This window comes from Fictibacillus norfolkensis (assembly GCF_014836645.1).
GTDB lineage: Bacteria > Bacillota > Bacilli > Bacillales > Fictibacillaceae > Fictibacillus > Fictibacillus norfolkensis.
This window is the reverse complement of the sequence record NZ_JACSQM010000003.1, coordinates 429,215-447,152: the sequence shown is the minus strand read 5'-3', so window position 1 is coordinate 447,152 and position 17,938 is coordinate 429,215. Positions and strand designations below refer to the sequence as shown.

Genomic DNA, 17,938 nt, shown 5'->3' with positions numbered 1-17,938 from the left:
AACGAACGATGGCAAAAGGTATGAAAGAACTATCTGGTAAAGAGAAAGCGGCAATCCTCGTTATTTCTTTAGGTCCAGATGTGGCTGCCCAAGTATATAAACATTTGAGTGAAGAAGAGATTGAGAGATTAACCCTTCAAATCTCACAAGTAAGAAAAGTAGATTCAACTTTAAAGGATGAGATTATCACACAATTTCATCAGTTAGCTCTAGCTCAAGATTATATTACCCAAGGTGGAATCGGCTATGCGAAGACGGTACTTGAGAAAGCGGTAGGTAAAGACGAAGCGATGCAGATCATCAATCGTTTAACTTCAACGTTACAAGTGAGACCTTTTGACTTCGCTCGAAAAGCAGATCCCGGTCAAATATTAAACTTTATTCAAAACGAACACCCGCAAACGATTGCTCTGATTCTGTCTTACTTGGATTCTTCACAGGCTGGTCAGATACTTTCTGAACTTCCGCAAGAGATGCAAGCTGATATAGCTAAAAGGATCGCATTGATGGATCGAACATCTCCTGAAGTGATCAATGAAGTGGAACAGATTTTAGAAAGAAAGTTATCTGCTACCGTTACACAGGATTTCACCCAAGCTGGTGGAGTTGAAGCCGTTGTCGAGGTCTTAAACGGTGTAGATCGAAGCACCGAACGGACGATCCTGGATGCGTTAGAAATTCAAGATCCTGAGTTAGCGGAAGAGATCAAGAAACGAATGTTTGTATTTGAAGATATCGTTACGCTTGATAACCGTGCGATTCAAAGAGTTATTCGTGAAGTGCAAAATGAAGATCTGCTTCTTGCTTTACGTGCATCTAGCGAGGAAGTAAAAGAAGTGATGTTCAATAACATGTCACAACGTATGGCTGAGAACTTTAAAGAAGAAATGGAGTTTATGGGACCTGTTCGACTTCGTGATGTTGAAGAAGCTCAGTCTAGAATCGTTGGAACCATTAGAAGACTTGAAGAAGCCGGAGAGCTTGTGATCGCTCGAGGCGGAGGAGATGATGTGATTGTCTAAAGTCATAAAATCTTTTCACGATCACAAAGAGAAAGCTAAAAAAAATGAAATAGTGATCGGTATTCAAGCACTTTCATTATTTAACACGAGAAACCACGCAAGTTTAGAGGATGAGGATGAAGAGTCAAAGGTCATCCGTTTAAAAAATCAAGCGTATACCTTGCTAGAAGAAGCAAAGAGCGAAGCAGCTTCTATAACAAAGGAAGTAGAAAATTACAAGGCAGCGCAATTCAAAAGATTAGCTGATGAAGAGGCCGCTTGGAAGTTGAAGTTAGAAGCGGCTTATGAACAGGCGAAGAATGAAGGATACGATGCTGGCTTTCAAAATGGTTTAGAACAAGGTCACGAAAGCTGGGCAGCGCAATTAAATGAAGTCAAAAGCTTTATGGATACGTTAAGAAACGACTACCATAACATCTTGAGTGAAGCCGAGCCACAAATGGTCATCCTTGCCATGGCAGCCGCTGAGAAAATTTTAGGTAAAAAGCTTGTTGAAGCACCTGAAACGTGGATTGCTATCGTAAAACAACTTGTAAAAGAAGCTCGAGAGTTTGAAGAGATCAAGCTTTACGTTCCACCACAATGGTTTGAACTTACGCAAAACTATCGTGAGGAACTAAAGAACATGCTTCAATCGACAGCGACTCTTTTCATCTATCCAGACGAGAACTTAACTGAGAATGGTGCAATAATCGAGTTTCCTTTTGGAAAGATCGACGCAACACTCGACGTTCAGTTAAAAGAGATCAGAGAAAAACTGCTAGAGCAACTTGAGGTGTCAGATCAATGAACGTTGAACATATGATCGACTCCCTTCAATCACTTGATTCATATAAAAGATATGGAAAAGTAATCAGGGTAGTTGGGCTAATGATCGAATCAAAAGGACCTAAAACGTCAATCGGCGATGTCTGTTATATACACACTGGGAACAACAAGCAAAGAATCAAAGCAGAAGTAGTTGGGTTTCAGGAAGAGAATGTCTTGTTGATGCCATTTACATATGTAAAGAATATTGCTGTTGGCAGTTTGGTAGAAGCCACACATCGAGCGTTAGAAATAAAGGTTGGGCCTTCTTTGATCGGAAAAGTACTAGATGGTATGGGGGTTCCTTTAGATGGATCTCCTCTGCCTCGCGGGTTGTTTCGTTATCCTTCAGAGAACGAGCCGCCGAATCCGATGGAAAGACCTAGAATTCATGAAAGCATTCAGCTCGGTATTCGGTCGATCGACAGTTTGTTAACGGTCGGTAAAGGCCAGCGAGTGGGTATTTTTGCCGGAAGTGGAGTAGGTAAGAGTACGTTGCTTGGTATGGTGGCACGTAATTCGACAGCAGACCTAAATGTTATCGCTCTAATCGGTGAACGAGGGCGCGAAGTTCTTGATTTTATTGAACGAGATTTAGGTGAAGAAGGTTTGAAGCGCTCTATTGTAATCGTTGCGACTTCAGATCAACCGGCTTTAATGCGGATAAAAGGTGCATTGACAGCAACGAGTATCGCCGAATATTTCCGAGACCAAGGCAAGAACGTCATGTTGATGATGGATTCAGTAACTCGCGTTGCTATGGCGCAACGTGAGATCGGCTTAGCTGTTGGTGAGCCTCCTACAACAAAGGGATATACACCAAGCGTATTTGCGGTTCTTCCGAAATTATTAGAACGCTCTGGAACGAATAAGAATGGAACGATTACTGCCTTTTACACGGTTTTAGTAGATGGAGATGATTTCAACGAGCCGATCTCAGATACGGTTCGAGGTATTCTGGATGGACACTTTATCTTAGATCGATCCTTAGCTAATAAAGGGCAGTTTCCAGCAGTTAACATTCTTAAGAGTATAAGCAGGGTGATGAACGATATCGTTCCGAAAGAGCATCGTCAAGCGGCTGAACGTCTTCGAGAACTTCTATCATCCTATGTCGAAGCAGAAGACTTGATCAGCATTGGCGCATATAAGAGGGGATCCTCTAAATCAGTGGATGAAGCGATACAGATGTACCCTAACATTCTAGCATTCCTAAAGCAGCAAGTAGATGAAGATGTTAGTTACGAACAAGCTCTAGAGCGGCTGTTGATTGAATTTGGGAAGGATGAACGTTGATGTCATTTCATTTTTCTATGGAAAAAGTATTGTCTGTTAAACAAAAAGAAAAAGAATCGATTGAACAAGAATTAGGAGAAGCTGTACAAGCGTTTGAAGGCATAGCAGAAGAGATATACAGCCTACTTAAAAGGAAAGAAGACATTGAGAACCAATCGAATTATACTTTTCAGCAGAAAATCGTGGTGAACGATCTACAGAATACACAGCGTTTTCTTTTATCCATGACGAACAAGATCAAAGAATTACAGCCGCTGTTACAAAGAGCAAGAGAAAGAATGCAGGTCATCCAGCAAAGTTTATTGCAGCAGACCATTGAAGTGAAAAAATACGAAAAGCTAAAAGAAAGACAACTCAGCGCATATAAAGTGGAAGTTGCTTCTTATGAGAATAAGCAGAACGACGAATTTTCGGTTTTGCGTTTTGCGAAGTCATAAAAAAATCAGGTGATTAAATGAAACAGAACGAAAAATCCAGCAGAATGGTTTGGTTTTTATTAGTAGTATTCGTACCTTTCGTTTTTGCACTGACTGTTTTTGGAATCGTCCTTTCTTTTATGGGAGTGAACGTATGGGAAGAAGCAAAAAGCACGGGTAAGAACATACCCATAATCAAAAACATTTTTACCGAGAAAACGGAAGTAGCTGTAACAAGCAACGTACAAGAAAAGCAGTGGAAATCAAAGTTCGATGAACAAGAAGATTACATTAAAGTATTGTCTGCTGATCTGCAAAAGAAAGAAAAAGAAGTAACAGATTTAAAGAGCAATATCGCGCTATTAGAAAAGCAAGTAGAAGATGCTGAAACTACTGTGAAAGATGAAGAGAATGAGCAATTAAAGAAACTATATGAAGCAATGTCAGCAAAAGATGCTGCAGCAGTAATGAGAGAAATGAATAACAATCAGATCATGAGCATCTTGATGCTATTACAATCTGAAACGCAAGCTGAGATTCTATCCAAACTTGATGCAAAACGTGCAGCAGAGCTTACGGTACTCATGGCAAACAAAACGCTTTAGAAGGAGGTGTGAAAAACGTGCAAATAATGATTACGCAGCCAGCGGTTTCAGGAATACAGTCTTCACCAGCATCAGGATCTTTTCAAAAGAGTATCAGCATGGATTCTCTCTTTTCTCAACTGCTAGCATCTTCAGCTATTGAAAATGAGGGAGTTACAGAAGGTATAGGAGATATGATCGCTAGTATTTTAGGTAACATTGAGGGACTTGAATGGAGTTCAGATCTATTAAATAACGAAACCGTTCAATCATTATTAAACGATCTGCCGCCTGAAATAAAAGAAGTTGTTGAAAAGCTTCTTGAGAGCGAGATTGATTTCTCTGAGATTGCAATAAACCCTTCATCTGAGCTGAAGTTAGCACTATTGTTACAGCTTGTTGTTAACGAAGAAGCCGAGCCATTCTCGCAAAAAGACCAGAAGCAGATCACAGATTTGATCAGCCGATGGTTTCCGGGAGTAAAGCTTGATCAAAAAGATTCTCTAACAAAACAAACAGAGCAGATTTTTGGAGAGATCAAAAAGCTTCTAAGCGAGTCATCAAGTAATGATAAGAACGCTTTCTTAAAAGTTTTTGAGACAATATCGGCCGAAAAAAAGGTGAAGAGCTTTGCGGACCAAGCCTTTCAGCGATACGTACCAACAACAAAATCAATCGAACCGAATGTTTCGGCTTCTAAAGAACTACAAACGCTGCAGAGTCCACTTTCTCCTTTAGAACAATGGACACTGAAGGTACCTGTTACTGGAGGAGAAGGACAAAAAGAGCAGTTTGTACGTGAAGTTCAACAAATTATTTCAAGAGGAAAGCTGTTCGTTACAGAATCTGGATTTACGAAGATGCAGATCCGGTTAACACCTGAACATCTTGGAAACATCGAGATACAGCTTATCCAAAAACATGGTGAGATCACTGCAAAGATCATTGCATCCAGTCAAGGTGCAAAAGATGCCTTGGATAGTCAGCTCACACAGTTGAAACAAGCTTTCACTAGTCAAGATATAGATTTTGAAAAGATTGATGTCTTTCTAAACGGAGACGAACAGACCTTTGATTTCCGTGATGAGAATAGTCGAGGATATGAAGATCAGCAGCAAGCAGATGAGAACATGTCTGAAGATGAGAAATCCGATCAACTATCTTTTGATGAACAATTATCACAATTGGTATTAAACGAAAAGGTGTGATGAATGATGACCAAGATCTCTGAAGATCTGATGCTTTCTAATTATCAAGCAAAAACAAAGCAAACAGGTTCAAACATTTTAGGAAAAGATGATTTTTTAAAGATTTTAATCACACAGCTTCAAAACCAAGACCCTACAAGTCCGATGCAAGACCGAGAATTTATCGCACAGATGGCAAGCTTTTCATCACTAGAACAGATGACAAACATGAACCAAACGATGCAGCAATTCCTATCGTTCCAAACAGAATCTTCATTATTACAACAGAGCCAGATGATCGGAAAACAAGTAACCTACGAAACGGAAACAATAGATGCAGACGGTAACAAAAAGATAGAAGAAAAAGATGCTGTAGTGAAATCTGTTTTATTTGAAAAAGGATCTGTCATGTTGGAAATGAGTGATGGAACAAAGATCACAAGTTACCAAGTGATCAAAATATCTGATCAGGCAAAGTAAGGAGTGGATAACATGAGCGAACGTATAAACGCTCATCAATTGTACCAGCCGATGCTTTACCCGAAACATCGACAGCAGAAAAAAATAGATCAATCTTTTCAGTCCGTTTTTCATAAAGAGCTTGAGAACCAACTCACCATTAGTAAACACGCTCAAAAAAGACTGCAAGATAGAGATATTACGATTTCAGAAACAAGCTGGAACAAGATAAGCGAAAAGATGATCGAAGCTGGACAAAAAGGCATTAAAGACTCATTAGTGATCATGAAGAATGTCACGCTAGTCGTGAATGCCCCAAATCAAACTGTGATAACAGCGTTAGATCGAAACGAAAGTACATCTCAGATCTTTACAAACATCAATGGTGCCATCGTCATAGACGAATAAACGAGCTGGACCTTTACAGGAGGCTCACAGAACTGCCGATTGACAGACGCAGTTATTAAACCAAGTAAGGGAGATAAAAACAAATGTTACGTTCTATGTATTCAGGAATTAGTGGTATGAAAAACTTTCAGGTGAAGCTAGATGTAATTGGTAATAACATCGCAAACGTAAACACGTACGGATTTAAGAAAGGCCGTACAACTTTTAAGGACCTTGTGAGTCAGCAGATTGCTGGGGCAGCAGCTCCAACTGCAGGTGCTGGTGGAAGAGGTGGGGTAAACGCTAAACAAGTTGGACTGGGCTCGCAATTATCTACAATTGATACTGTTCATACACAAGGGAGTCTGCAAACTACTGGAAGACCTTTAGACTTAGGAATCTCAGGAGATGGATACTTCATTGTAGGTACTGGAAATTTAACTCAAGCTGGATCTCCTGATGTAGCGCCAAATAATTTTGCAGGTACTCCGGATATGAATTATACAAGAGCAGGAAATTTTTACTTAGATAAAAGTGGATTTTTAGTCAATTCCGATGGTCTCTATTTAATTGGTAGATCTGCTAATTCAACAGGAAATGGATTGGAAACTAGTTTTGGTGCAATTAAGATACCAACTGACGCTAAAAGTTTTAGTGTCGCAAGTAATGGAGTTGTTAACTATGTAGATGCAACTGGAGCTTTGAAAACTGCAGGGGAAATAGGTATTGCAAAGTTTCCAAATAATGAAGGACTAGAAAAGGTTGGCTCAAACCTTTATAAGGAAACCGGAAACTCTGGGAAGATGGATAAAACTGTAGGTGGAGCTACTACAACTTTTGATGATATGTACGCACCAGGATCTGACGGAGCAGGCACACTAGTAGCAGGTGCTCTCGAAATGTCCAACGTAGACTTATCTGAAGAGTTCACGGAGATGATTGTTGCACAGCGTGGATTCCAAGCGAATACAAGAATCATCACAACATCGGATGAGATCCTTCAAGAATTAGTGAACTTAAAACGTTAACGTGAAGGGAGGTAGGGGCAAGCAGGAACCGGCTTAGCTCCGAAACTCATGATTTCATTAACACAACTAAATGGCAATACGTTTACGCTGAATGCGATTTATATCGAACAGATCCAATCTTTTCCGGATACTACGATCACTTTAACTATAGGCAAAAAGTTTGTTGTTAAAGAAAGTGAAGAAGAGGTTGCTCAACTGATCTCAGAGTTTTATCGAAATATTACGCTGTTGCCACTAAGTCAGAAAAAGGAGGGTCTGTAGTTGGGAAAAAATAAAGCGGTAACGATCATGCTCTCCATGCTTGTAGCGATCGGTCTAATCGGTGCAGCAGGATATTACGGGTTTAAGCAGTTCTCACCTAAGACCGAAGCTTCTGAGCCTACAGCAGAAGAGCTGGACAAGCTGATGGTCGAAACCAATGAAATGACAACCAATCTTGCAGATCAGTCTTATGTGAAGATTCAGTTCAAGATTCAAGCAGATAATGAAGATGCTAAACACGAACTTGAGAAAAGATTGTTCCAAGTGAACAACCTTATCATCTATGAGATCTCGAACAAGAAAACAGAAGAACTATCAGGCCAACAAGGTTTGATCGCTCTTGAGAACAAACTGAAAACAGAGATTAATAAGGTTATGCAAGATGGGAAAGTAGTCAGAGTCTACACAACTCAAAAGATCATACAATAATTCACTAAAAACGGCATGAAAAGAGGTGAGACTCTTGGTTGATGTTTTGTCACAAAACGAAATAGATGCTCTTCTCTCCGCCCTCTCCACAGGAGAGATGGATGCAGAAGAGCTTAAAAAGGAAGAGTCAGAGAATAAGGTTAAAGTTTACGATTTTAAAAGAGCCCTACGTTTTTCAAAAGAGCAGATTCGTAGTTTAACGAGATTGCATGAGAACTTTGCAAGACTCTTAACGACTTACTTTTCAGCTCAGCTTAGAACGTACGTCCAGATTGGTGTTGCTTCTGTTGATCAGCTTCCATACGAAGAATTCATCCGTTCTGTTCCAAAGATGACTTTGTTGAATGTGTTTGAAGCACATCCGTTTGAAGGACGCATCTTAATGGAAGTCAACCCGAATATCGCATACGCCATGCTTGATAGAGTGATGGGTGGCAGCGGCGCTGGAATGAATAAGATCGAGAATTTAACTGAGATCGAGACGAGAATCATGAATCAGTTATTTGAGAACACACTTGATAGTTTTAAAGAAGCGTGGACAAGTGTCATCGAACTGGAGCCGTTCATGCTCGATTTGGAAGTGAATCCACAATTTTTACAGATGGTTTCTCCGAACGAAACGGTAGTCGTGATCTCACTGAATACGACGATTGGTGAAACGAGCGGAATGATCAATATCTGCTTACCACATGTTGTCATAGAACCGATTATCCCGAAGCTCTCTGTTCATCATTGGATGCAGAATAAAAAGAAAACACGAATTCCAGGAGAGACCGAATTTATTGAACAAAAGATAAAGAACGCCTTCTTGCCTTTTAAAGTTGAATTAGGATCTTCAGATATGTCGATTGAAGAGTTTCTAAACTTATCAATCGGTGACTGTATTGAACTAGATCAACGAATCAACCAACCGCTGGTGATAAAAGTAGAAAACAATCCGAAGTTCTACGGTCAACCCGGAAAGGTGAAGAAAAAGCTAGCCGTTCAAATTATCGAAACCATTAAGGAGGATGAGGATCAATGGTAAGTGGAGATATGCTTTCACAAGACGAAATTGATGCTTTGTTGAATGGTGGAAGTCCTTCCTCGTCCGGAGCGACCGAAACTGAAGAATACCTATCATCGATCGAACGAGATGCGTTAGGTGAGATCGGAAACATCTCATTTGGAAGTGCTGCAACAGCTCTATCTACGTTGTTGAATCAAAAAGTAGACATCACGACTCCAACGGTAACAGTTGTTAAACGCACCGAGTTAAAAGACGAGTTTCCGATTCCGCATGTAGCGGTTCAGGTTACATATACAGAAGGCATCGAAGGAGCTAACTTGTTAGTGATCCGTAAAACAGATGCACAGATCATTGCTGACTTGATGCTTGGTGGTGAAGGTACAAATCCTTCTCCGGATTTTGGAGAATTGCAATTAAGTGCTGTTGGTGAAGCGATGAATCAGATGATGGGATCAGCTTCCACGTCGATGTCTACGATCTTTAATAAAAAAGTAGATATCTCTCCACCTAAAATTGATTTTCTAGATGTTGAATCAAACACGAGTTTGATTCCTGATGAAGAGATTTTAGTTAAAGTTTCATTCCGACTTAAAGTGGGTGAACTGATCGATTCGAATATCATGCAGCTCATTGATGCTGAGTTCTCAAAGGACCTTGTACATAAGTTGATGAATCCTGAACCAGTTGTTGGAAAAGAGCCGGTCGCTGATTATGTACCACATGAAGAAGTCGCTCCACCATCTGCACCGGTAGATCATTATCAAGAACGGGTTCATAGTGAGCCAAGAAATGACCCTCAGCCTGCTTATCAATCGCAGATGAGAGATGTTACCATTCAGCCGGCAAGCTTTTCTGACTTTGGAGATTATGAGACGAACCAAAGAGATACGAAGAATTTAGACATGCTGTTAGACATTCCACTTCAAGTGACGGTTGAGCTTGGAAGAACGAAAAAAACGATTAAAGATATTTTGGAAATGTCTCAAGGTTCGATCGTAGAGCTCGATAAACTAGCTGGAGAACCAGTTGATATCTTTGTAAACCAAAAGATGATCGCAAAAGGCGAGGTTGTTGTTATCGATGAGAACTTCGGAGTACGTGTAACAGAGATTTTAAGTCAGCGTGATCGTTTAGAAAAATTGAAATAATTATCGGAGGTAAGTGAAATGGGAGAACGTATTTTAGTTGTTGATGATGCAGCATTTATGAGAATGATGATCAAGGATATTTTAGTTAAGAACGGATTTGATGTTGTAGGTGAAGCAGCAGACGGAGCGCAAGCGATCGAGAAATTCCAAGAGTTAAAACCAGATCTCGTTACGATGGATATCACGATGCCAGAGATGGATGGCATATCAGCTTTAAAAGAGATCAAGAGAACGAATCCTGAAGCAAAGATTATCATGTGTTCAGCGATGGGGCAGCAGGCGATGGTAATCGATGCGATCCAAGCTGGGGCAAAAGACTTTATCGTTAAGCCGTTTGCAGCTGACCGTGTAATCGAAGCGATTAAGAAAACTTTAGGATAAGCATACATGTATCGTTGGTTAATTAGTCTTTTTGCAGCAGTTTGTCTTTCGCTTGTACCATTTAGTGTACAAGCGGAAGGCAGCAGTTCAGGGAAAAGTGTTTATGACACCATAAATAACTCAGATCAAAAGGGTGAGAAGGAAAAAGCACCAACAGATAGCAGCCCTGTCAGCTCTGAGAGTGAAAGCACATTTATGATGCTCGTCAAGCTCGTGTTTATGCTTGGTATCGTTCTAGCGATTTTGTTTTTTGTTTTACGCTTTATTCAAAGAAAATCTGTCAGTTTTCAAGATGGGAAAAACCTTCAGTCTTTGGGAGGCATCGGAATCGGACAGAATCGTTCTGTACAACTGATCAAAACAGGTAATTCTGTCTTGGTGGTAGGTGTTGGAGATTCGGTAACACTCCTAAAAGAGATTACCGATGAAGATGAAGTTCAGATGATGCTCGATCAGCGACCTTCCCAAAACGTTTCAACGATGACGAACCAATTGAAACAAAAATGGATGAAAAGTAGAACCGAAGAGTCCAGTAAGACTTCGAGTGAAACAGGAACAGCAGAAACAAAAGATCAGACGCAATCTTTTAAGAATATGCTGCAATCGATCGTTCAAGATAAGAAGAATCAGCAAAAAGAACTTCAGAGAGTGCTAGAGAAAGGGAAACATCATGAATGAATTTATTCCTGGATTAGACTTGGATTTTATTAATAATAGCGATCCAGCGAACATGGAAACTACGATTCAGCTGTTGCTGCTCTTAACAGTCCTTTCGCTTGCTCCAAGTATCTTAATTCTTATGACTTGTTTTACGAGGATAATTATTGTCTTATCTTTTGTTAGAACTTCACTAGCGACGCAGCAGATGCCTCCAAACCAAGTTTTGATTGGAATTGCCTTGTTCTTAACTTTTTTTATCATGGCGCCAGTGATGCATGAGGTAAACAAAGAAGCGGTCCAGCCGTTAGTAAAAGGTGAGATCTCACAAGAAGAGGCGTTTGATAAGGGAAGTCTTCCGATCAAAGAGTTCATGGCAAAACATACACGTCAGAAAGATCTGATGCTGTTTATGGAATATTCAGGTGCAAAAAAGCCAGAAAGTATTAAAGATATTCCGTTAACGACACTTGTTCCAGCGTTTGCAATAAGTGAACTAAAGACAGCCTTTCAGATTGGATTCATGATTTTTGTACCGTTCTTGATCATTGATATGGTCGTTGCGTCTATTTTAATGGCTATGGGGATGATGATGCTGCCGCCCGTTATGATATCACTGCCATTTAAGATCTTGTTATTCGTACTGGTTGATGGCTGGTACCTCATCGTTAAATCATTGCTATTAAGCTATTAGGGCAGGTGGAAACATGGATTCTCAATTTGTAATTTCTTTGGCAGAAAAAGGGGTATACATGACCTTGCTTTTGTGCGGTCCGCTCATGTTATTAGCGCTGATCGTAGGTTTGATCGTCAGTATATTTCAAGCAACAACACAGATTCAGGAACAAACACTTGCATTTATACCAAAGATTGTCGCCGTGTTAGTAGGACTCGTGTTTTTTGGACCGTGGATGCTTTCTCAAATCCTAGGATTCACATCAAATATCTTCCAAAATTTACACACTTATATAGGATGAAGAAATGGTAGATTTAGTGGCTTTCCCTGCTTTTTTATTAATCCTAACTAGAGTATCGGCATTTTTCTTAACAATTCCTGTGTTTTCCAATAAAAATTTACCTGTGATGCATAAAATCGGATTATCGTTATTCTTGTCTTGGATCATGTTGTACGCTGTTGACCCAAAACCAATTCCATTGGATGCTACATTTTTTCTATTAATCATAAAAGAAGCGATGGTAGGACTAACAATCGGATTTATTGCAGCGATCGTTTTTTACGCGATTCAAGTTGCCGGCGGATTTATTGATCTACAGATGGGTTTTGCGATCGCGAACGTGTTCGATCCGCAAACAGGCATCCAGACACCATTGATGGGGAGATATCTGTATACGTTTGCCATTCTTTTCTTGCTAGCAACCGATGCGCATCACATGTTACTTGATGGAATCTTTTATAGTTATCAATTTTTACCCATTGATTCGGCCATATCAAATTTTGGAGATGGCGGGGTCATGAAGTTTGTACTAAGTGTGTTCTCAGGAATGTTCTTAGTTGCTCTTCAGATGGCGATTCCTATCGTTGGCACGTTGTTTTTAGCCGACCTTGCACTTGGGATCGTAGCCAGAACCGTACCGCAGATGAACATCTTTGTTATCGGTCTGCCGGTGAAAATTTTAATTGCTCTCGTATTGTTTTTAGTAGTAATGCCCGCATTCTTTGTATCTGTTCAGATGCTGGTCGATCAGATGCGTGACAGCATGATTAACTTAATGGAATTGTTAGGGGCTTAAATCGATGAGATATCCGATCAATCTACAATACTTTTCAGGAGAAAAGACAGAAAAAGCAACACCGAAAAAAAGGCAGGAAAGCAGAAAAAAAGGACAAGTAGCCAAAAGTGCTGATATTAATGCTGCACTAGTGCTGTTTGCATCCGTTATGTTTCTATCCTTTATGGGGAGTTGGATGGGGCAAAGATTGCTTCACCTCTTGGCTTATAGTCTAGATAAAAAATTGCTTTATCATGTTACGGAATCTAGTATTCCGAAACTGTTTTGGGAGCTTTCGCTTGAAGTCGCTATCATCATAGCACCTGTAATGATTGCGGCTATGATCGCTGGAGTCTTAGGAAACTATTTACAAGTTGGCTTTTTACTATCAACAGAGGCGATTCAGATGAAACTTGAACGGATCAATCCCTTATCTGGATTTAAACGAATCTACTCTGTGCGGGCTCTTGTTGAACTATCTAAATCGATGCTTAAGATTCTGCTAATCGGTGGTGTAACATTTTTTATCCTTTGGAGTGAGCGAGATATTTATTTAAGAATGAGCTTAGTGAGTATTGAATCGTCACTTCCTGTATTCGGAGGACTGGCAGTCAAGATGGGCTTTGCCGCTTCACTCGTTTTACTTTTTCTTGCGTTTCTTGACTATATGTACCAAAAATACGATTTTGAAAAAAATATTAGGATGTCCAAACAAGATATCAAAGACGAATACAAAAAATCTGAAGGTGATCCTAAGATTAAAGGGAAGATCAAGGAAAAACAAAGACAGATGGCTATGAGGCGAATGATGCAAGAAGTGCCTAAGGCAGATGTTATCATCACAAACCCTACACATTACGCGATCTGCTTAAAGTATGACGATAACAGCATGGATGCTCCAGTAGTAGTAGCAAAAGGAGTAGATCTAATCGCTCAACGCATCAAAGAGATCGCAAAAGAGCATAACGTGGCGGTTGTAGAAAACAAACCTCTAGCTAGAACGCTGTACGCTCGTGTTGAGATCGGGCATGTGATTCCTGAAGATCTGTTTAAAGCCGTAGCTGAAATTTTAGCCTTTGTATACCGTGTAAAGAAAAAAGCGTAAGGAATGAATAGGAGAGTTTACAGATGAAAGCTAGAGACATGAGTGTTTTAGCAGGCGTTATTCTCATAATCGCCATGCTCGTCATACCAATGCCAACGTTTATGTTGGATTTCTTAATCATAACGAATATATCTCTGGCACTTTTAATCATATTAATTGCCATGAACACAACACAGCCTCTCCAATTTTCTATATTTCCGTCATTGTTATTGTTAGTGACGCTTTTTAGACTAGGGCTAAACGTTTCGACAACGAGAAGCATCCTTTCAACAGGAGATGCTGGAAACGTTGTACATACTTTCGGTGAATTTGTTGTAGGTGGAAATATTCTTGTTGGTATCGTGGTATTTTTTATTCTAATTATTATTCAATTTATCGTAATTACGAAAGGATCTGAACGTGTATCAGAAGTTGCTGCAAGGTTTACACTTGATGCGATGCCTGGTAAGCAGATGAGTATTGATGCTGATCTGAACGCTGGCATGATTTCAGATCGGGAAGCGAAAGAAAGACGTGAAACAATTGAACGAGAAGCAGATTTTTACGGAGCGATGGATGGAGCGAGTAAATTTGTTAAAGGTGATGCAATTGCTGGTATTATCATCGTTTTGATCAATATGTTGTTCGGAATCATCATCGGAATGCTTCAGATGGGCCTTAGCTTTGGTGAGAGTGCAGAATTGTTTACAAGAATGACGGTTGGTGATGGATTAGTATCGCAGATTCCAGCGCTGATCATATCGACAGCGACAGGGATTATCGTGACGCGTGCGGCTTCAGAAGGAAACTTAGGATTTGATATCAGCAAGCAATTGCTTGCGTATCCTATCATGCTTTTTGTTGCTGGAGGAACCATCATCATGCTGGGGTTGTTCACACCGATCAATGACTTTTTTACAATTACGATCGGCGGGATCTTAGCGATCGGGGGGTATCTTCTTTTAAAAGCCGAGCGTGAACAAAAAGAAAAAGAAGAAGTGGTTGAAGAAGATATTCAAACTGAACAGCTGAAAAGTCCTGAATCTGTTGTGAATCTGCTGCAGATCGACCCGATCGAATTTGAATTCGGCTACAGTCTCATTCCGTTAGCTGATACTTCTCAAGGCGGTGACCTGTTGGATAGAATCGTAATGATCAGAAGGCAGCTTGCTTTAGAGCTTGGAATGATCGTACCGGTCGTTCGGATTCGCGACAACATCCAGCTTCAGCCGAATGAATACAGAATCAAAATAAAAGGCAGTCAAGTCGCAAAAGGTGAGTTGCTGTTGGATCATTATTTAGCGATGAGTCCAGGTATCGATGATGAAGAGGTGCAAGGTATCGAAACGATGGAACCAGCATTTGGTCTGCCGGCCATCTGGATCGGTGAAGAGATGAAAGAACGAGCTGAATACTCAGGATACACTGTCGTAGATCCACCTTCAGTCGTCTCAACACATCTAACAGAAGTGATCAAGAAACACGCACATGAACTGATCGGCAGACAAGAAACAAAACAACTTGTAGAGCACTTAAAAGAATCATATCCAGCCATTGTCGAAGAAGTAACGCCAGATGCCCTTACGATCGGTGAAGTTCAAAAGGTATTATCCAAACTTTTACGAGAGCGAATCTCGATCCGAAACTTAGCGGTAATCTTTGAAACGTTAGCAGATTTTGCAAAGATGACAAAGGATACAGATCTATTAACAGAGTATGTAAGACAAGGTTTGGCCCGACAGATATCAAAAAGCTATAGTAATGAAAATGAACCGCTGCATGTTATCACACTTGGCGGATCGGTAGAAAAAAAGATAGCTGATGCTGTTCAGCAAACAGAACACGGCAATTACCTTTCTTTAGATCCGCAAGATTCTCAAGTGATCTTTGACAGCATTACATCTGAACTTGAATCAGGACGAAGCTTTGACCAATCCGTTGTTCTCTTATGTTCACCTGCTGTAAGGATGTACGTAAGGCAACTCATTGAGCGTTATCTTCCGGATGTAGCGGTTCTATCATACAACGAATTGGAACCTGAGCTAGAAGTGAAAAGTGTAGGGGTGGTGAACATCTGATGAAAGTGAAGAAGTATACAGCACAGAACTTGCCAGAAGCTATGAAGTTAGTAAGAGCAGATCTTGGCAGCGGTGCAGTCATATTAAATACAAGAGAAGTTCAAGTTGGAGGTATCTTCGGATTCTTTACAAAGAAGAACGTTGAAATTTTCGCTGGATTGGATCAAGACGTAGATTATCATCAAACGAAGAATCATAACAAGAATATTGTGAAACAACAGCAACCTGTGTATCAAGAAGAGGAATTAACGAAGGAGATTCGTCAACTGAAGAAGATGGTTCACACGTTGACCGTACAATCCAAGATTCCAGAAGATACAGCACCATTTGTTAAAGAATGGGAAACATTTCTTTCTAATCAAGAAGTTGACTCTACAATACGAGAAGAACTTATTCCTTCTTTATCCACTAAATATGAAAGTCAAGATGAAATGGAAAGAGACAACTATGACTGGAATACGTGGATCAGCAGCTTTTTAAGTGCAAGAATGGCTAAAAGTGAGTTTGGTGGTTTTCATTATGAAACGAAATTCTTGAACTTGATCGGACCTACTGGTGTTGGTAAAACAACGACGATAGCCAAGATCGGAGCAAAAGCGGTTTTAAAAGATGGGAAAAAAGTAGCGTTTATTACGACTGATACATATCGGATCGCTGCTATCGACCAACTAAAAACGTACGCTGAGATTTTAAACATTCCATGTGAGGTCGCTTATACAGCGGATGATTTTAAGAGAGCTAAAGAAAAGTTTGAAGATTATGATCTAGTTCTCGTAGACTCTGCAGGCAGAAATTTTTTAAATCGTTTTTATATCGAAGAGCTTCAGCGTATCATCCATTTTGATAAAGATATGAAAAACTACCTCGTCCTTTCATTAACTTCAAAATATCGCGATATGGAAACCATCTATAGTCAGTTTAAGAGTCTACCTGTTCATAAAGTGATCTTTACGAAGAAAGATGAAACAAAGACGTATGGCTCACTACTTAATCTTGCAATCTTAAACAATGTACCGATCGGCTATGTAACAAACGGCCAGAACGTCCCTGACGATATGTTTGAGGCTGACGCGGATGAACTAATTCAGATGCTGTTAAAGGAAAAGTCACATCATGCTTGATCAAGCGATTAGCCTTCGAAAACAATTAGTCTCTGCGTCGGCAAACAGTGCACGAGTAATCTCTGTAGTCAGTGGTAAAGGCGGCGTCGGTAAAACGAACATCACGGTGAATCTTGCCCTTTCGTTGGTTTCAATGGGAAAGCGCGTTTTAGTACTAGATCTTGATATAGGTATGGGAAATGTAGATTTAATTCTCGGAAGAAGATCTCACAAACATTTGATGGATATGCTTCAGAATCAATTGTCTGTATGGGAGATCATCGAGGAGGGTAAAGACGGACTTCATACGATTGCTGGCGGTAGGAATTTCGGTTCTCTGACAAGCATAACGGATGAGATGTTGGTACATTTTATGAATCAACTAGAAGAATTAGAGAGATTTTATGATTTTATCTTTTTAGATATGGGTGCAGGTGCAACAGAAACAGCTTTAAAATTTGTGCTTGCAAGCCATGAGGTATTGGTGATAGCTACACCTGAGATCACATCACTAACAGATGCCTATTCTATGATGAAGTTCATTTATATGAAAGATAAAGAACTTCCCTTCTATCTAGTTATCAACCGATATGAAAATCAAAAAGAAGGAAGAGATACGGTTGAAAAATTAAGCCATGTTTGTAAACAGTTCTTACAAAAAGAGCTGATCTGTTTAGGACAGATACCGATGGATCAAGATGTATGGCATGCTGTAAAAAAACAGATTCCCTTCTCTATTCATAAGCCATCCTCATTAGCTTCCAAAGCTGTATATCAGTTAGCGGAAACGTATGTTGGTACGGTGAAACAGCAAGAAGTATCTTATAAGTCTTTCATCGGCAAGTTGAAGTCATTTTTCAGAGAAAGGTAGATG

At 40.0% G+C, this 17,938-nt stretch carries 22 protein-coding genes; all 22 read left to right on the top strand.

The genetic code is table 11. From position 1 onward, the window contains the following. Window positions 1-8: 8 nt before the first annotated feature. Window positions 9-1,022 (top strand): flagellar motor switch protein FliG, encoded by a 1,014-nt coding sequence (gene fliG / locus H9648_RS09525; RefSeq protein ID WP_066393658.1) that lies wholly within the window; start codon window positions 9-11, stop codon window positions 1,020-1,022. Beyond that, window positions 1,015-1,812: a flagellar assembly protein FliH gene (gene fliH / locus H9648_RS09520; protein WP_191753626.1), complete on the top strand. Its 798-nt coding sequence runs from the start codon at window positions 1,015-1,017 to the stop codon at window positions 1,810-1,812. Before fliG ends, fliH begins: the two co-directional genes overlap by 8 nt. Next, entirely contained in the window at window positions 1,809-3,125 is a 1,317-nt protein-coding gene (gene fliI, locus H9648_RS09515; protein WP_191753625.1) for a flagellar protein export ATPase FliI, read from the top strand. Before fliH ends, fliI begins: the two co-directional genes overlap by 4 nt. Further along, on the top strand, window positions 3,125-3,562 hold the full coding sequence (fliJ, locus tag H9648_RS09510) for a flagellar export protein FliJ (RefSeq protein WP_191753624.1): 438 nt from the start codon (window positions 3,125-3,127) through the stop codon (window positions 3,560-3,562). The genes fliI and fliJ overlap by 1 nt, the downstream gene beginning before the upstream one ends. Window positions 3,563-3,579: 17 nt before the next feature. Then, complete coding sequence (locus H9648_RS09505) at window positions 3,580-4,146, top strand: MotE family protein (RefSeq protein WP_191753623.1); 567 nt, start codon at window positions 3,580-3,582, stop codon at window positions 4,144-4,146. Between the two features lie 26 nt (window positions 4,147-4,172). Next, a complete protein-coding gene (locus H9648_RS09500) occupies window positions 4,173-5,333 on the top strand; it encodes a flagellar hook-length control protein FliK (RefSeq protein ID WP_225218831.1) in 1,161 nt (386 codons plus the stop codon). A gap of 3 nt (window positions 5,334-5,336) precedes the next feature. Next, window positions 5,337-5,792, top strand: coding sequence for a flagellar hook assembly protein FlgD (gene flgD, locus H9648_RS09495; protein ID WP_191753621.1), 456 nt, complete (start codon window positions 5,337-5,339; stop codon window positions 5,790-5,792). 12 nt (window positions 5,793-5,804) lie between these two features. After that, window positions 5,805-6,179 (top strand): TIGR02530 family flagellar biosynthesis protein, encoded by a 375-nt coding sequence (locus H9648_RS09490; protein ID WP_191753620.1) that lies wholly within the window; start codon window positions 5,805-5,807, stop codon window positions 6,177-6,179. Window positions 6,180-6,262: 83 nt separating this feature from the next. Further along, window positions 6,263-7,186 carry a flagellar basal body rod protein FlgG gene (gene flgG / locus H9648_RS09485; RefSeq protein ID WP_191753619.1) on the top strand — a complete coding sequence of 308 codons (924 nt, stop codon included), beginning with the start codon at window positions 6,263-6,265 and terminating at the stop codon, window positions 7,184-7,186. A gap of 48 nt (window positions 7,187-7,234) precedes the next feature. Next, a complete protein-coding gene (locus H9648_RS09480; RefSeq protein WP_191753618.1) occupies window positions 7,235-7,447 on the top strand; it encodes a flagellar FlbD family protein in 213 nt (70 codons plus the stop codon). Then, complete coding sequence (gene fliL / locus H9648_RS09475) at window positions 7,448-7,876, top strand: flagellar basal body-associated protein FliL (protein ID WP_191753617.1); 429 nt, start codon at window positions 7,448-7,450, stop codon at window positions 7,874-7,876. A gap of 34 nt (window positions 7,877-7,910) precedes the next feature. Beyond that, on the top strand, window positions 7,911-8,903 hold the full coding sequence (gene fliM / locus H9648_RS09470) for a flagellar motor switch protein FliM (RefSeq protein ID WP_137789658.1): 993 nt from the start codon (window positions 7,911-7,913) through the stop codon (window positions 8,901-8,903). Next, entirely contained in the window at window positions 8,897-10,033 is a 1,137-nt protein-coding gene (gene fliY / locus H9648_RS09465) for a flagellar motor switch phosphatase FliY (RefSeq protein WP_191753616.1), read from the top strand. Before fliM ends, fliY begins: the two co-directional genes overlap by 7 nt. An 18-nt stretch (window positions 10,034-10,051) precedes the next feature. Continuing rightward, window positions 10,052-10,414 (top strand): response regulator, encoded by a 363-nt coding sequence (locus H9648_RS09460; RefSeq protein ID WP_191753615.1) that lies wholly within the window; start codon window positions 10,052-10,054, stop codon window positions 10,412-10,414. A gap of 6 nt (window positions 10,415-10,420) precedes the next feature. Beyond that, window positions 10,421-11,092 carry a flagellar biosynthetic protein FliO gene (locus tag H9648_RS09455; RefSeq protein WP_191753614.1) on the top strand — a complete coding sequence of 224 codons (672 nt, stop codon included), beginning with the start codon at window positions 10,421-10,423 and terminating at the stop codon, window positions 11,090-11,092. Further along, complete coding sequence (gene fliP / locus H9648_RS09450) at window positions 11,085-11,765, top strand: flagellar type III secretion system pore protein FliP (RefSeq protein ID WP_137789655.1); 681 nt, start codon at window positions 11,085-11,087, stop codon at window positions 11,763-11,765. Before H9648_RS09455 ends, fliP begins: the two co-directional genes overlap by 8 nt. A gap of 13 nt (window positions 11,766-11,778) precedes the next feature. After that, the gene (fliQ, locus tag H9648_RS09445) at window positions 11,779-12,048 is read left to right on the top strand and encodes a flagellar biosynthesis protein FliQ (protein ID WP_066393686.1); all 270 of its coding nucleotides are present in this window, start codon (window positions 11,779-11,781) and stop codon (window positions 12,046-12,048) included. Window positions 12,049-12,052: 4 nt separating this feature from the next. Then, on the top strand, window positions 12,053-12,823 hold the full coding sequence (fliR, locus tag H9648_RS09440; protein WP_144700757.1) for a flagellar biosynthetic protein FliR: 771 nt from the start codon (window positions 12,053-12,055) through the stop codon (window positions 12,821-12,823). Between the two features lie 4 nt (window positions 12,824-12,827). Then, window positions 12,828-13,907, top strand: coding sequence for a flagellar biosynthesis protein FlhB (flhB, locus tag H9648_RS09435; RefSeq protein ID WP_191753613.1), 1,080 nt, complete (start codon window positions 12,828-12,830; stop codon window positions 13,905-13,907). A gap of 23 nt (window positions 13,908-13,930) precedes the next feature. Then, window positions 13,931-15,964 (top strand): flagellar biosynthesis protein FlhA, encoded by a 2,034-nt coding sequence (gene flhA, locus H9648_RS09430; protein ID WP_191753612.1) that lies wholly within the window; start codon window positions 13,931-13,933, stop codon window positions 15,962-15,964. Then, on the top strand, window positions 15,964-17,085 hold the full coding sequence (flhF, locus tag H9648_RS09425; protein WP_191753611.1) for a flagellar biosynthesis GTPase FlhF: 1,122 nt from the start codon (window positions 15,964-15,966) through the stop codon (window positions 17,083-17,085). Before flhA ends, flhF begins: the two co-directional genes overlap by 1 nt. Beyond that, the gene (locus H9648_RS09420) at window positions 17,078-17,935 is read left to right on the top strand and encodes a MinD/ParA family protein (RefSeq protein ID WP_191753610.1); all 858 of its coding nucleotides are present in this window, start codon (window positions 17,078-17,080) and stop codon (window positions 17,933-17,935) included. The genes flhF and H9648_RS09420 overlap by 8 nt, the downstream gene beginning before the upstream one ends. Window positions 17,936-17,938: the final 3 nt, after the last annotated feature.